Origin of the sequence: Aromatoleum sp. (assembly GCF_036675785.1) — a bacterium.
Lineage (GTDB): Bacteria > Pseudomonadota > Gammaproteobacteria > Burkholderiales > Rhodocyclaceae > Aromatoleum.
On the sequence record NZ_JAKFEF010000013.1, the window covers coordinates 36,945 to 50,440 of the forward strand.

10 protein-coding genes and 1 pseudogene are annotated in these 13,496 nt (G+C 70.5%); 7 read left to right on the forward strand and 4 right to left on the reverse strand.

Annotated elements, in window-relative coordinates:
* Nucleotides 1–43 precede the first annotated feature (43 nt).
* Nucleotides 44–178, reverse strand: a complete 135-nt coding sequence (locus V6M37_RS03135) for a hypothetical protein (protein WP_332670983.1) — start codon at nt 176–178, stop codon at nt 44–46.
* A gap of 14 nt (nt 179–192) precedes the next feature.
* Between V6M37_RS03135 and V6M37_RS03140 the strand changes: the two are divergent.
* Nucleotides 193–675, forward strand: a pseudogene (locus V6M37_RS03140) (DUF481 domain-containing protein); the annotation flags it as partial.
* 29 nt (nt 676–704) lie between these two features.
* Here V6M37_RS03140 and hemL read toward each other — a convergent pair.
* Genes hemL through thiD form a run of 3 tightly spaced genes read right to left on the reverse strand, consistent with a single transcriptional unit; the run spans nt 705 to nt 3,489 of the window.
* Nucleotides 705–1,985: a glutamate-1-semialdehyde 2,1-aminomutase gene (gene hemL, locus V6M37_RS03145; protein ID WP_332670984.1), complete on the reverse strand. Its 1,281-nt coding sequence runs from the start codon at nt 1,983–1,985 to the stop codon at nt 705–707.
* Between the two features lie 36 nt (nt 1,986–2,021).
* Complete coding sequence (gene thiE, locus V6M37_RS03150) at nt 2,022–2,654, reverse strand: thiamine phosphate synthase (RefSeq protein ID WP_332670986.1); 633 nt, start codon at nt 2,652–2,654, stop codon at nt 2,022–2,024.
* Nucleotides 2,647–3,489 carry a bifunctional hydroxymethylpyrimidine kinase/phosphomethylpyrimidine kinase gene (gene thiD, locus V6M37_RS03155; protein WP_332670988.1) on the reverse strand — a complete coding sequence of 281 codons (843 nt, stop codon included), beginning with the start codon at nt 3,487–3,489 and terminating at the stop codon, nt 2,647–2,649. Before thiD ends, thiE begins: the two co-directional genes overlap by 8 nt.
* Nucleotides 3,490–3,621: 132 nt before the next feature.
* Here thiD and V6M37_RS03160 point away from each other — a divergent pair, with 132 nt between their 5' ends.
* From V6M37_RS03160 to V6M37_RS03185, 6 genes are all read left to right on the forward strand, one after another.
* Entirely contained in the window at nt 3,622–3,774 is a 153-nt protein-coding gene (locus tag V6M37_RS03160; RefSeq protein ID WP_442880985.1) for a rubredoxin, read from the forward strand.
* A gap of 111 nt (nt 3,775–3,885) precedes the next feature.
* Nucleotides 3,886–4,272: a response regulator gene (locus V6M37_RS03165; RefSeq protein ID WP_332670991.1), complete on the forward strand. Its 387-nt coding sequence runs from the start codon at nt 3,886–3,888 to the stop codon at nt 4,270–4,272.
* Between the two features lie 25 nt (nt 4,273–4,297).
* Nucleotides 4,298–4,663, forward strand: a complete 366-nt coding sequence (locus V6M37_RS03170; protein WP_332670993.1) for a response regulator transcription factor — start codon at nt 4,298–4,300, stop codon at nt 4,661–4,663.
* Nucleotides 4,664–4,668: 5 nt separating this feature from the next.
* Nucleotides 4,669–5,181 carry a chemotaxis protein CheW gene (locus V6M37_RS03175; RefSeq protein WP_332670994.1) on the forward strand — a complete coding sequence of 171 codons (513 nt, stop codon included), beginning with the start codon at nt 4,669–4,671 and terminating at the stop codon, nt 5,179–5,181.
* A gap of 70 nt (nt 5,182–5,251) precedes the next feature.
* Nucleotides 5,252–7,387: a methyl-accepting chemotaxis protein gene (locus tag V6M37_RS03180; protein ID WP_332670995.1), complete on the forward strand. Its 2,136-nt coding sequence runs from the start codon at nt 5,252–5,254 to the stop codon at nt 7,385–7,387.
* A 27-nt stretch (nt 7,388–7,414) separates the two neighbouring features.
* Nucleotides 7,415–13,474, forward strand: coding sequence for a hybrid sensor histidine kinase/response regulator (locus tag V6M37_RS03185; protein ID WP_332670997.1), 6,060 nt, complete (start codon nt 7,415–7,417; stop codon nt 13,472–13,474).
* Nucleotides 13,475–13,496 lie beyond the last annotated feature (22 nt).

Genomic DNA, 13,496 nt, shown 5'->3' on the forward strand with positions numbered 1-13,496 from the left:
CGGCGACCGCATCACCGGCACGGTCCTCCGCAAGAGCGGGGATTCAGTGCGCGTGCGCACGGCGTACGCCGGCGAGATCGCGGTGCGCTGGGACGAGGTCGAGTCGATCGCGACGACCGAGCCGGTCCGGCTGCAGGCGCAGGGCGACGAGGAGGTCGTTCGCGTGCGCCTGCGGCACGGCACAAACGGCGACGCTGGCGGGCGAGCGGCGACCGCGACCGGTTCATCGCGCGAAACCGCTTTCTCTACGGCCGCACGTCGTTCGAGCACGACCGCTTCGCCGACGTGCGGCTGCGCTCCGCGGTCGGCGCCGGCCACGGCTGGCAGCTCGTCGACAATGCGGACACGTCGCTGTCGCTGCGCACCGGTCTCGATTACGTCGTCATCAACCACATCGACGCGTCGGACGAGAGCTTTCCCGCGCTCGGCCTCGGCGTGAAGTACCGGCACCGCCTGTTCGGTCGCCGCGTCGAGGTGTTCCACGAGCAGGACGGCTACTGGAACCTCGAGAGCACCGACGATCTCGCGCTGATCTCGCGCACCGGCCTGCGCCTGCCGATCCTGCCCGGGCTCTATACGACGACGCAGGTGAACCTCAACCTGGACAACGACCCGCCGCCCGAGCGCGAGGCGCTCGACGTCATGCTGCTGTTCGGCGTCGGTTACGAATGGTAGGGGCGGCGGTCGCGAAGACCGCCCGGACCTTACCCGCGCGCGAACACGTCGCGTGCGGCGGTGACCGTCGCGGCGATGTCGGCCTCGGTGTGCGCGGCGGAAACGAAGCCGGCCTCGAACGCCGACGGCGCGAAGTAGTGGCCGGCGTCGAGCATCGCGTGGAAGAAGCGGTTGAACGCGTCGCGGTCCGACGCCATGACGTCGGCGAACGACTGCGGCGGCTGCGCGCTGAAATAGACGCCGAACATCCCGCCGACCGAATCGGCGCTGAATGTCACGCCCGCGTCGCGTGCCGCCGCCGACAGCCCGTCGACGAGCTGCGTCGCGCGCGCGGCGAGGTTCTCGTAGAAGCCCGGTTCGCGCAGCAGCTTCAGCGAGGCGAGCCCGGCAGCGACCGCGACCGGGCTGCCCGACAGCGTGCCGGCCTGGTACACCGGGCCGAGCGGCGCGATCTGCTGCATGATGTCGCGCCGCCCGCCGAACGCGCCGACCGGCATGCCCCCGCCGATCACCTTGCCGAGCGTCGTCAGGTCCGGCGTGATGCCGGCGAGCCCCTGCACCCCCTGCGGCCCGACGCGAAACCCCGTCATCACTTCGTCGAAGATCAGCACGACGCCGTATTCCGTGCACAGGCGCCGCAGCCCTTCGAGGAAGCCCGGCACCGGCTTCACGAGGTTCATGTTGCCCGCGACCGCCTCGACGATCACCGCGGCGATCTCGTTGCCGCGCGCGCGGAACACGTCCTCGACCTGCTGCAGGTCGTTGTAGTCGAGCACGATCGTGTGCTTCGCGAAATCCGCCGGCACGCCGCCCGACGACGGGTTACCGAACGTCAACAGGCCGGAGCCGGCCTTCACGAGCAGGCTGTCGGCGTGGCCGTGGTAGCAGCCTTCGAACTTGACGATCGCGTCGCGCCCGGTGAAGCCGCGCGCGAGCCGGATCGCGCTCATCGTCGCCTCGGTGCCGGAGCTGACCAGCCGCACCATCTCGACCGACGGCAGCAGGTCGCAGATCAGTTCGGCGATCTCGACTTCGGCTTCCGACGGCGCGCCGAACGACAGGCCGGCGAGCGCCGCCTCGCGCACCGCCTCGACGATCGCCGGATGCGCGTGGCCCGCGATCGCGGGCCCCCACGAGCCGACGTAGTCGATGTAGTCCTTGCCGTCGGCGTCCCAGACGCGCGCGCCTTCCGCCCGCGCGATGAAGCGCGGAGTGCCGCCGACCGAGCGGAACGCGCGGACGGGCGAATTGACGCCGCCCGGGATGGTGTTCTGGGCGCGCTGGAAAAGGGCTTCGTTTCTGCTGGTCATGTCGATGGCGATCCGGTAGGAAATGGAGGAGAAAAATCAGGCCGACGCGTCGAAGAGCGCAGCGTAGCCCGCCGCACGCGCGGCCGGCTCGGGCGCGTCGAAGACGTCCGAGATCACCGCGAGCAGGTCGGCGCCGGCCGCGACCACGTCCGCGGCATTGTCGAGCGTGATGCCGCCGATCGCGGTCAGCGCGACGCCGAGCTCGCGCCGGCCGCGGGTGAAGAGGTCGAGCGGCGCGTGCACCGCGGCCGGCTTCGTCGCCGACGCGAACACCGCGCCGAACGCGACATAGTCGGCGCCGGCGGCGACCGCGGCTTGCGCGCGCGGCCATTCGTCGTAGCAGGTGACACCGAGGATCCCGCGAGCGCCGAGCGCCCGGCGCGCGCCCGCGAGGTCGCCGTCCTCGAGGCCGAGATGGACGCCGTCGGCGTCGACCGCGAGCGCGAGTTCGAGGCTGTCGTTGACGATGAACGGCACACCGGCCCGCCGGCACAGCGTTCGGATCTCGCCCGCCTGCTCCCGCCGCAGCAGCGCGTCGGGCTGCTTGCTGCGGTACTGCAGCAGCGCCGGCCGGCCGGCGAGCGCGGCTTCGACGCCGACGAGCAGGCTCGCGGTGTCCGCGGTGTCCGGCGTCACGAGGTACAGGCCGCGCAGGCGCCGCTCACGCATCGGACGCCTCCTCCGGCCGCGCCCAGAAAAACCGGTCCGGCAACGCGAAGCCCATGCCGGGCTGGTACGCGCCGGACAACGCCTGCCACGTGAATTCCTGCGCCTCGCGCACCGCCTCGGGCACTTCCATGCCGCGCGCAAGCGCCGCGACGAGCGCCGCGGCGAGCGTCGCACCGGCGCCGAGATAGCGCCCGGGCAGCCGTTGCCACGCATCGGTGCGCACGACGCCTTCGGCGCTCATCAGGATATTGACGACCTGCGCGCCGGGTTCGCCGGCCCCGGTCAGCAGCACGTAGCCGGCGCCGAGTTCGAGCAGGTGCGCGACCGCGTCGTCGAGCGAGAGGTCCTCGTCGTCGTCCGTCTCGAGGCTCGCCGCTGCGAGACGCGTGGCCTCGTGCCGGCTTGCGACCAGCACGGTGGTCTGCGGCACGATCAGCTCGGCGAGCGCCGCGAGCACTTCCTCCGCGACCGCCTCGTCGCCGTCCATGTAGGACAGCGCGGGTTCGAGCACCAGGGGCAGGTCCGCGTAGTCGGAGAGGATCTCGGCGATCGCCGCGACGTTCTCGACGCTGCCGACCATGCCGAGCTTGAACGCGCGCACCGGGATGTCCTCGAGCACCGCGCGCGCCTGCGCCGCGACCGCATCGGCATCGAGCGCGAGGAGTTCGTCGACGCCGCGCGTGTCGCGCACCGCGACTGCCGCGACGACCGTCAGCGGATGGCACCCCATGCTCGCGAGCGTCAGGACATCCGATTGAAGACCGCCGCCGCCCGTGGCGTCGCCGCTGGCGAAACAAAGGACCGAGGGAGGAACGTCGGGGGAAGCGAGGGACATGATGGAGGTCTGCCGGAAGGGCGACGCCGGTGATCTGGCACGGCAGGAAAAATGCGGTAAGATGCGCCGGATTTTACAGCCAATTCGCCCAGAGCACGCCGCCAGATGGCCGAACCGCAATACAAGACGTACATGTGCCTGATCTGCGGCTTCATCTACGACGAAGCCGCCGGAATACCGGCCGAGGGCATCCCCCCCGGCACCCGCTGGGAAGACATTCCGCCGAACTGGATCTGCCCCGAGTGCGAAGCCCGCAAGGAAGACTTCGAGCTGGTCGAAATATGACCATCCGGCCAACCGTCCGGTCGCGGCGCGTCGCTCCACTCGCCGCCGCACGCCCTGCCCGGTCGCGCGCCGGCGGGAACGGCCCGGCCCCCACCGCCGAGGATTGACGCCATGGACCTGACCGGACTCAAGGTAATGGTGATCGACGACAGCAACACCATCCGGCGCAGCGCCGAGATCTTCCTCGGCCAGTCGGGATGCCAGGTGCTGCTCGCCGAGGACGGCTTCGACGCGCTCGCGAAGATCGCCGACCATCACCCCGACGTCATCTTCGTCGACATCATGATGCCGCGCCTCGACGGCTACCAGACGTGCGCGCTGATCAAGAAGAACCCGCAGCTGTCGGCGACGCCGGTGATCATGCTGTCGTCGAAGGACGGCCTGTTCGACCGTGCGCGCGGCCGCATGGTCGGCTCGGACGAATACCTGACCAAACCCTTCACGAAGGACAGTCTGCTCAAGGCGGTCGCCGCCCACACCGCGCGCGGGGCGCCGTGACGGCGGCGACGGGAGCACGAACGCAATGACGATCAAGAAGATCCTGGTGGTCGACGACTCGCCGACCGAACGGCTCGCGCTGACCGAACTGCTCACCGCGCGCGGCTATCAGGTCGTCACGGCCGAGAACGGCGAGGACGCGATCGCGCGCAGCAAGAGCGAGACGCCCGACCTCATCTTGATGGACGTCGTCATGCCGGGGATGAACGGCTACCAGGCGACGCGGACGATCTCGCGCGCCGAGGACACCCGCCGGATCCCGATCATCATGTGCACGAGCAAGGGCCAGGAAACCGATCGCATCTGGGGCATGCGCCAGGGCGCGTTCGACTATCTCGTCAAGCCGGTCGACCCGGCCGAATTGCTCGCGCGCATCCAGGCGCTGGGCTGAGGCCGATGGCGAAACGACTGAGCCTGCGCGAATTCCAGGAAGACCTCGTACGTCGCTTCGCCGAAGCGCGCAGCGGCGACCGTCGGGCGCTGCTCGGCGTGCGCGCCGGCCGCGAAAACTGGCTGATCGACCTCACCGACAGCGGCGAGATCCTGCCGGTGCCGCCGCTCGCGCCGGTGCCGCTGACCTGCGACTGGTTCCGCGGCCTCGCGAACGTGCGCGGCACGCTGTTCAGCGTCGTCGATCTCTCCGCGTTCCACCAGGGCAGTCCGGTCGCGCCCGCCGGGCCGGCGCGGCTGCTGCTCGTCGGCCTGCGCCACGGCGTCAATTGCGCGATCCTCGTCTCGCGCGCGGCCGGCCTGCGCAGCGCCGACGAATTCCAGCCCGACGACGAATCCGCCGACGAACGCCCGTGGGTTCAGGCGCGCTTGCGCGACGCCCGCGATCACCTGTGGCTCAAGCTCGACGTCCCGCGCCTGCTCGCGGACCGGCGCTTCCTCCAGGCCGGTCTCGACTGAGCCGAGACCGCGCCGCTCGCCGCGAACACGACCCGAACCAGCAATCGGATTTCCCCGGAGCACACCACCCATGGCCCTCAAGCCGCCGAAGCTGAGCCTCAGCACGTCGAAGAAGTCGTTCCCGGAGGACGCCGCCGTCGCGACGACGATCATGGAATCCCCGCGGCGCGCGCCTGCCCGGGCTGCGAAGAAGCGCCCGAACGACAAAGCGCGGACCGCGTCCGACAGGATCGGCCTGCTCGGCATCGCGTTCGCGCTGGTCTCGATCGTCGGCCTCGGCCTGATCTTCTACCAGTTCCGCGAGTCGGCGAATGCGACGACCTACACTTACGCGGCCGGCGAAATGGAAACGCTGTCGCAGCGCATCGCAAAGGCCGCGCAGCTGTCGCTGCAAGGCAAGCCGGAAGCTTTCGCGGAGCTGCGCGACAGCACGCGGCGGTTCGGCGAACTCCTCGGCGCGCTCGACCAGGGCGGGACGATCGACGGCGACCGGATTCCCGCCGCCCCGTCGTCGGCGCGCGAGCAGATCGACGCGCTGGCCGCCACGTGGGCCCCGGTTTCCGAGGACGCCGGGCAGCTGATCGCGCAGGAGAAGAACCTGCTCGAGTTGAACCGCTCGGTCGCATCGATCAACGCGCAGGATGCCGCGCTCCTCGAACAGGCCGAGCAACTCGCGCAATACCGGCTGCAGGCCGGCGCCGGCCCGCGCGAAGTCGCCGGCCTGGCCAGCGGCGTCGCCCTCACGCAGCGCATCGCGAAGAACGCGAACGCGCTGCTCGTCGCGAACACGATCGATCCGCAGACGGCGTTCGCGCTCGGGAAGGACACGAAGGGCTTCGCCGACCTCGTCGCCGAGCTGAAGCAGACGAGCGTCGATCCCGAGTCGCGCCGCCGGCTGCAGGGGCTCGACGAGAGCGCCGGCAACACGATCGGCGCGGTGACCGCGATCATGGAAAACATCCAGGCGCTGGTGCAGGCGAAGCATGCCGGCAGCCGGATCCTGGAGGCCGCCGAACCGCTCACCGCGCGGGCCGGCGCGCTGTCCGAGACGCTCAACAACGCCTACCGAGGACTGACGCCGGCGACGATCGGGATCGCCGTCGTCGCGCTCGTCGGGCTCGGCATCCTGAGCCTGATGGCGCGAATCAACAATGCCGAGATCGCGGCGCGCCGCGCCGAGGCCGAGGCGCACCAGAAGAGCGCCGAAGAAGAACGCAACCAGGCGCAACAGGCGATCCTGCGGCTGATGAACGAGATGGGCGACCTCGCCGACGGCGACCTGACGGTGCGCACGACGGTGTCGGAAGACATCACCGGCGCGATCGCGGATTCAGTCAATTACACGATCGAGGAGCTCTCGGTGCTCGTGCGCCGCATCAACGACGCCGCCTCGCGCCTGACGGCCGCGACCGAATCCGCGCAGCGCACCTCGACCGAACTCCTCGGCGCGACCGAGCGCCAGTCGACGGAGATCAAGGAAGCCGGCGCGACGGTGCAGCAGATGGCGCAGTCGATGACGGAGTCATCGGGCCTCGCGCTGCGTTCGGCGCAGGTCGCGCGGCGCTCGCTCGACTCCGCGCGCAAGGGCGCGGGCGCCGTCGAGAACACGATCAAGGGCATGAACGGCATCCGCGAGCAGATCCAGGAGACGTCGAAGCGGATCAAGCGGCTAGGCGAGTCCTCGCAGGAGATCGGCGAGATCGTCGAACTCATTTCCGACATCACCGAGCAGACCAACGTGCTCGCATTGAACGCCGCGATCCAGGCCGCCTCGGCGGGAGAGGCCGGGCGCGGCTTCACCGTCGTCGCCGAGGAAGTGCAGCGGCTCGCCGAGCGCTCGGGCGAAGCGACGAAGCAGATCGCGGCGATCGTCAAGACGATCCAGACCGACACGAAGGACGCCGTGGGCTCGATGGAAAACGCGACGCGCGACGTCGTCGAGGGGGCGCAGCTTTCCGACGCCGCAGGTCAGGCGCTCGCGGAGATCGGCGACGTCTCGCTCGAAGCCGCCCGCCTGATCGAACAGATTTCGAGCGACACGCAGCACCAGGCCGCCACCGCGAGTCGCGTGGCCGGGACGATGCAGGACATTCTCGCGATCACCGAGCAGACCGCGCGCGGCACGCAGCAGACCGCGGGGTCGGTCGGCCAGCTCGCGGACCTCGCGGTCGAACTCAAGGGTTCGGTTTCGGGCTTCAAGGTCTAGCGCGGACTTGCCGCGGCAAGGAACACGATGACGCATCCGACCGAACTCGACCTCGGCCCGCTCGCCTGGGTCAAGACCGAAATCGACGCCGCGCTTGCGCGCGCCGACGAATCCCTGGACCGCGCCGAGCGCGCGCCCGACGCGCCGACGCACGTGCAGTTCGCCCAGACCCACCTGCACCAGGTCGGCGGCGCGCTGTCGATCGTCGGCCTCGACGGGCTCACCCAGTTCGCCTTGTCGCTGGATCAGACGCTCGGCCTGCTGGCACGCGGCGAACATCCCGTCGACCCGGCGACGCTCGCACTCGCCCGCCGGTCGCTCGCGACGATCGGCAACTATCTCGAAGAGCTCGTCCACGGCACTCCCGACCAACCGCTGCGCCTGCTGTCGCTGTACCGCGAAATCGCCGCGGTCCGGAGTCCCGACGCGGTGTCGCCGGCCGAGCTGTTCTTTCCCGACCGGTCAGTGCGTGCGCCGCACACCGCCGTGGCGGTCGAAGGGCTCGACGACGACGCGCGGCAGCAGCAGCAGCGCGCCCTGCGCGCGACGTTCCAACGCGGCCTGCTGCAATGGCTGCGCAACGGCGCGGACCCGGCGGGACCGCAAGCGATGCTCGACGCGGTCGCCGGTGTCGCGGCGCTCCACGCAGGCACGTCCGCCGCGACCCTGTGGTACGTCGTACAAGCCGTCCTCGAGGCGATTCTCCACGGCGACCTGCCGCCGAATGCTGAGATCAAGCGGCTGTGCTCGCAGCTCGATGCGCAGTTGAAGCGCCTGGCCGAAGGCGTCGCCGCGATCCCCGACCGGCTGCTGCGCGAACTGCTGTACTGGACGAGCCAGGCGCCGGCACGTACCGAGCGGCAACGGTCGGTGCGCGCCGCGTGGCGCCTCGACACGCTGATCCCGGAGACGGGTGCGGCGGTCAGCGCCACGCCCCTCGGGCCGCTGCTGAAGTCGCTGCAAGCGACGATGAGCTCGGCCAAGCTCGCCTGGGACGGCTTCTCGACCGGCCATGCCGCCGACCTGCCACGGTTCGAATCGCTGCTGTCGGAGCTGATCGGCTACGCGCCGCAACTCGGGCGTCCGGCACTCGACCGGCTGCTGCGCGCACTCGTCGACTTCGTGCGATGGCTGCGCAAGGACCCGCTGCGCTGCAGCGAGGTGATCGCGCTCGAAGTCGCGACCGCGCTGCTGCTCGGCGAGACCGCGCTCGAACGCGGCGCCCCGGACGCCGGTTTTTCGGCGCAGGTCGCCGACACCGACGCCCGGCTGCGCGCGGTGATGCGCGGCGAGGCGATTGCGCCGGCCGAGAGCTCGTGCACCGTCGAGACCGCGCGGCGCACGCAGGAACGCGAAGCGCTGCGGCAGCTGTCGCGCGAAATCCTCTCCAGCCTCGCGCAGGTCGAGCAGATCCTCGACGACTACTTCCGCAACCAGCAAAAGCGCGCGCCGCTCGCGACGCTCGCGGCGCCGTTGAAGCAGGTCGAAGGCGCGCTGACGCTCGTCGGCGACGGCGCCGCGATCGCGCTCGTGCATTCGGCCGCGGAGACGATCGCCGCGTTCGCCGAAGCCGAAACGCCGCCGCCCCTTGCCGCTTTCGAAGCCCTCGCGCGCCAGCTTTCCGCACTTGGCTTCTACGTCGAGGCGCTGCAGCACGGCCCGGCGAACCTCGACCGCTTCCTCGCGCCCGCGACCGCGGCAGCGCGGCCCGGCGCCGATGAAACCTCGCCCGGTACGGCGCGCGAGAAGATCTGGGCCCACGAAGCCGCGCCCGCCCCGCTGCCCCATCGCGCGCCGGCCGAAGCCGTCGACGAAGCCGTCGTCGACCTCTCGGGCGACTCCGGCGACTCCGGCGACTTCGCTTTCGCAGCGCAACCGGCAACGGCAGAGCCCTCCGTGGCTGACCTCGAACAGCCCGAACTTGCCGCGCCGGTCGCCGGCGCCGCGCCGGACGTCGTACCCGAACCCGGCTTCCCCGACGATTTCACGCTCGCCCCCGCGCTGCGCTCCCCACCAGCGAGCGGAGCGGACGCTGCCGAGGAAACCCGCGAAGACTCCGGAGCGTCAGCACACCCTGGGGCGGACGACGTTCTCGAAAAAACCCTCGCGCTGCTCGACGACATCGACCTCGAACTGCCGTCCGTCGCACCGACCGAGCTCGCCGACACCGCATCCGCAACCGCGCCCGAAGCAGCCCCGCAGCCCGCGGCGGACGCCGACCGCGCGCCGGTCACGGCGGGTGGACCGGCCACCCCGGCGGCGAGCGCGAGCGACATCGATGCCGAACTCCTCGAGATCTTCCTCGAAGAGGCGCACGACGTCCTCGCGACGATCGCCCGTCTCGTCGAAGTCTCGCGCCGCGACCCCGCCGACCTGAGCCAGCTGACCGGCATCCGCCGCGGCTTTCACACGTTGAAAGGCAGCGGCCGGATGGTCGGACTGCGCGACCTCGGCGATGCCGCGTGGGGCCTCGAACAGACGCTGAACCGCTGGCTGCAGCTCGACTGGACGCCGACCCCGGCGCTGCATCGACTGATCGAACGCGCGCACGGCGAGTTTTCCGCATGGGTCCGGGCGCTCGAAACCGGCGGAAGCCAGGCGCGCGACGTCGCCCTCCTGCTTGCCCACGCCGAGCGCCTGCGCAGCAGCGACGCGCCGATCGTCGACGAGCAGGAGGCCGACGTCACGGAGCCACCGCAAATCACCGCTTTCGAAACAGCCGCGGACGAAACTTCGACAGCGCCCGCCGCCGAGACCGCAGCGCAAACGCCCGACGACCTCGCAGTTCCCGCCGAGGCGCGCGACGACGCGTTCGCGACTGGCGGCTTCGATGCGGACATGATGTTCGACTTCGATCTCGAACTTCCGTCCGCAGCGGATATGCCCGCAGACATCGCGGAGGAAGCCGCGGAGCCCGACCTCGTCTCGCTCGACTTCGACGACTTCGCTCTGCCGGAAGCCGCCGGCGTCGGGCTGCCCGCGCCCGGCGACGAAGCCGACCTGCCGGCCGAGGAGATTGCGCTCGACGACGACTCGCTGCCGGAAGCCGAAGCTGCGCCGGCCGAGGCCGACGCGGTCGAGCCGGGTGCGCGCGACGTGGCGGATCTCGACGCGGGAGCGCTATTCGGCGCCGAGATCGAATCATCGATCTTCGATTTCGGCGATCTCCCGGAGAGCGAAGGCAATGCGGCGCCCGACGCGCTTCCCGCCGAAGTCGCCGAAGACGTGCTTCCGGAGTCCATCCCGTCCGAACCCGCCGACGCGGTCGTCGACGTCGCCGCCCTCCCCGCCCCGGCCGTGGCGGAACCGGTCGCGCCGGATCTCGTGCGCATCGGCGACACAGCGCTCAGCCGCCCGCTGTACGACCTCTATCTCGCCGAAGCGCGCCACCATCTCACCGTCCTGCACGCCGAGCTCGCGCGCCTCGAGGCGAACCCGACCCTCGTGCCCGCGGAGCAGGCGCTGCGCGCGGCGCATACGCTCACCGGCATCTCCGGGACGACGCGCGTGATCGCCGTGCATGGTCTCGCGCGCGCGCTCGAACACGCGATCGAACGCCTGCACGACCACGGCCTCGCGCCGACGCCCGAACAGGCGGCGCTGCTGAACACGACGAACGACACGCTCGAAGCGATGCTCGCGGAAGTGAGCGCCTGCAAGATGCCCCTCGACGTCCCGGAACTCGCCGAGCAGCTCGACGGCGTCGGCCGCGAAGTGTCGCTCGAGACGCTCGGCGAAGCGGACGAGACACTGTCGTCCCCCCGCGCCCCGGCCGCGCTCGCCGGCACGACGGGCGAAACGCAGGAGCCGGGTGCGCCGGCGCCGGTCGTCCATGACGACCTCGACGCGCAGTTGCTGCCGCTCTTCCTCGAAGAAGGCGCCGAGCTCGTCGGCGAGCTGCACGCCGCGCTGCGCGCGTGGCGCAGCGGCGACGACGCGGACGCCGCCGCGAAAGCGGTCGCGCGGCTGCTGCACACGCTGAAGGGCAGCGCGCGGATGGCGGGCGCAATGACGCTCGGCGAGCATATGCACAAGCTCGAATCACGTCTCCAGGCCGGCCAGGAAGCGGGGGCTGACGCGAACACTTTGATCGACGAACTCGTCGCGGGCCTCGACCTCGCCGAGCAGATGTTCGACCGCATCGCGGCCGGAGAGCCTGCCGCACCGGAGCCGTCGCCGATCGAAAGCGCCGCAGCAGCCGCAGGCGCCGTGGCGCACACCGAATCCGAGACGATGGCCGCCGCGACGACGCTGCGAGTCCGCGCCGAGGCGGTCGACGGCTTCGTCAATGCGGCCGGCGAGATCGGCATCGCGCGCACGCGCATCGCCGGTGAACTGCGCACGATGCGGCGCGCGCTGCTCGATCTCACCGAAAACGTGATCCGGCTGCGCAACCAGTTGCGCGACGTCGAAATCCAGGCCGACGTGCAGATGCAGTCGCGGATCACGCAAAGCGGCGCGCACGACGGCGAATTCGACCCGCTCGAGATGGACCGTTACACACGCCTGCAGGAACTCACGCGGATGATGGCCGAGAGCGTCGGCGACGTGACGACCGTGCAGCAGAACCTGCTGCGCAACCTCGACGCGACCGAACTCGCGCTGAACAACCAGGCGCGCCTGTCGCGCGACCTGCAGCAGTCGCTGATGCAGGTGCGCATGGTGCCGTTCGACAGCCTCGCCGACCGGCTGCACCGCGTCGTCCGGCAGACCGCGAAGGAACTCGGCAAGCGCGCGAACCTCGACCTGCGCGGCGGGCGCATCGAGGTCGACCGCAGCGTGCTCGAGCACATGACCGCGCCGCTCGAACACCTGCTGCGTAACGCGATCGCGCACGGCATCGAGACGCCCGACATGCGCCGCGACGCGGGCAAGGACGAGATCGGCCAGATCACGCTGACGGTCGCGCAGGAAGGCAACGAAGTCGCGATCATGCTCGCCGACGACGGCGGCGGGCTCGATTTCGCGAGAATCGCCGAGCGCGCGCAGGCGAGCGGCCTGCTCGCGGCGGACGCGCTTGCGGACGAACGGCGCCTCACGAACCTGATCTTCATCCCCGGCTTCTCGACGGCGGGCAACCTCTCGACGGTCTCGGGGCGCGGCGTCGGCATGGACGTCGTGAAGTCCGAGACCGCCGCAGTCGGCGGACGCATCGACATCCACTCGGCCCCCGGCCGCGGCACCGAGTTCCGCATCTACCTGCCGCTGACGCTCGCGGTCACGCAGGCGCTGCTGATCCGCGCCATTGGGCGCACGTACGCGGTGCCGTCGAGCGTCGTCGCGCAGGTGCTCGAACTGAAGGCCGACGCGCTCGCGGCGCTGCAGCGCGACGGCGGCACCGATTGGCAGGGCCAGCGCTTCGCCTATCGCTACCTGCCGCGCCTCCTCGGCGACCGCCGCGCGCAGCCGGAACCGCAGCGCTTCAACTGGGTGCTGCTGCTGCGCGCCGGCGCGCAGACGCTCGCGCTGCACGTCGACGCGCTGCGCGGCAACCAGGAAATCGTCGTCAAGAACGCCGGCCCGCAACTCGCGCGCATCGTCGGCATCTCCGGCGCGACGGTGCTCGGCGACGGCGAGATCGTGCTGATCCTGAACCCGGTCGCGCTCGCGAGCCGCGGCCTGTCGACGTCGGGGGAAGCCGTCGAATTGCGCGCCGTGCCGGCCGAGGCGCTCGAACCGCTCGAGCCGTTCGAAGCGCCCATCGACCGCGCGCCGACCGTGATGGTCGTCGACGATTCGCTGACGGTGCGGAAGATCACCGGCCGATTGCTCGAACGCGAAGGCTACCGCGTCGTCACCGCCAAAGATGGCGTGGACGCACTGGAACGGCTCATCGAGACCGTCCCCGACGTGATCCTGTCGGACATCGAGATGCCGCGCATGGACGGCTTCGACCTGTTGCGCAACATCCGCGCGGACGAGCGGCTGAACGGAATCCCGGTCGTGATGATCACGTCGCGACTCGCGGACAAGCACCGGCAGTACGCGGAGAAGATCGGCGCGAGCCATTATCTCGGCAAACCGTACGAGGAAACGGAACTGCTCGGGCTGCTGCGGCAATATACCGGGAGGACGGTTTCGGCCTGAACGGCGATGCGGAGCGGCAGCG

Coding starts and splice junctions, on each gene's coding strand:
- hemL (WP_332670984.1), bottom strand. CDS start 1,985: ATGACCAGCAGAAACGAAGCCCTTTTCCAGCGCGCCCAGAACACCATC.
- thiE (WP_332670986.1), bottom strand. CDS start 2,654: ATGCGTGAGCGGCGCCTGCGCGGCCTGTACCTCGTGACGCCGGACACC.
- thiD (WP_332670988.1), bottom strand. CDS start 3,489: ATGTCCCTCGCTTCCCCCGACGTTCCTCCCTCGGTCCTTTGTTTCGCC.
- V6M37_RS03160 (WP_442880985.1), top strand. CDS start 3,622: ATGTGCCTGATCTGCGGCTTCATCTACGACGAAGCCGCCGGAATACCG.
- V6M37_RS03165 (WP_332670991.1), top strand. CDS start 3,886: ATGGACCTGACCGGACTCAAGGTAATGGTGATCGACGACAGCAACACC.
- V6M37_RS03170 (WP_332670993.1), top strand. CDS start 4,298: ATGACGATCAAGAAGATCCTGGTGGTCGACGACTCGCCGACCGAACGG.
- V6M37_RS03175 (WP_332670994.1), top strand. CDS start 4,669: ATGGCGAAACGACTGAGCCTGCGCGAATTCCAGGAAGACCTCGTACGT.
- V6M37_RS03180 (WP_332670995.1), top strand. CDS start 5,252: ATGGCCCTCAAGCCGCCGAAGCTGAGCCTCAGCACGTCGAAGAAGTCG.
- V6M37_RS03185 (WP_332670997.1), top strand. CDS start 7,415: ATGACGCATCCGACCGAACTCGACCTCGGCCCGCTCGCCTGGGTCAAG.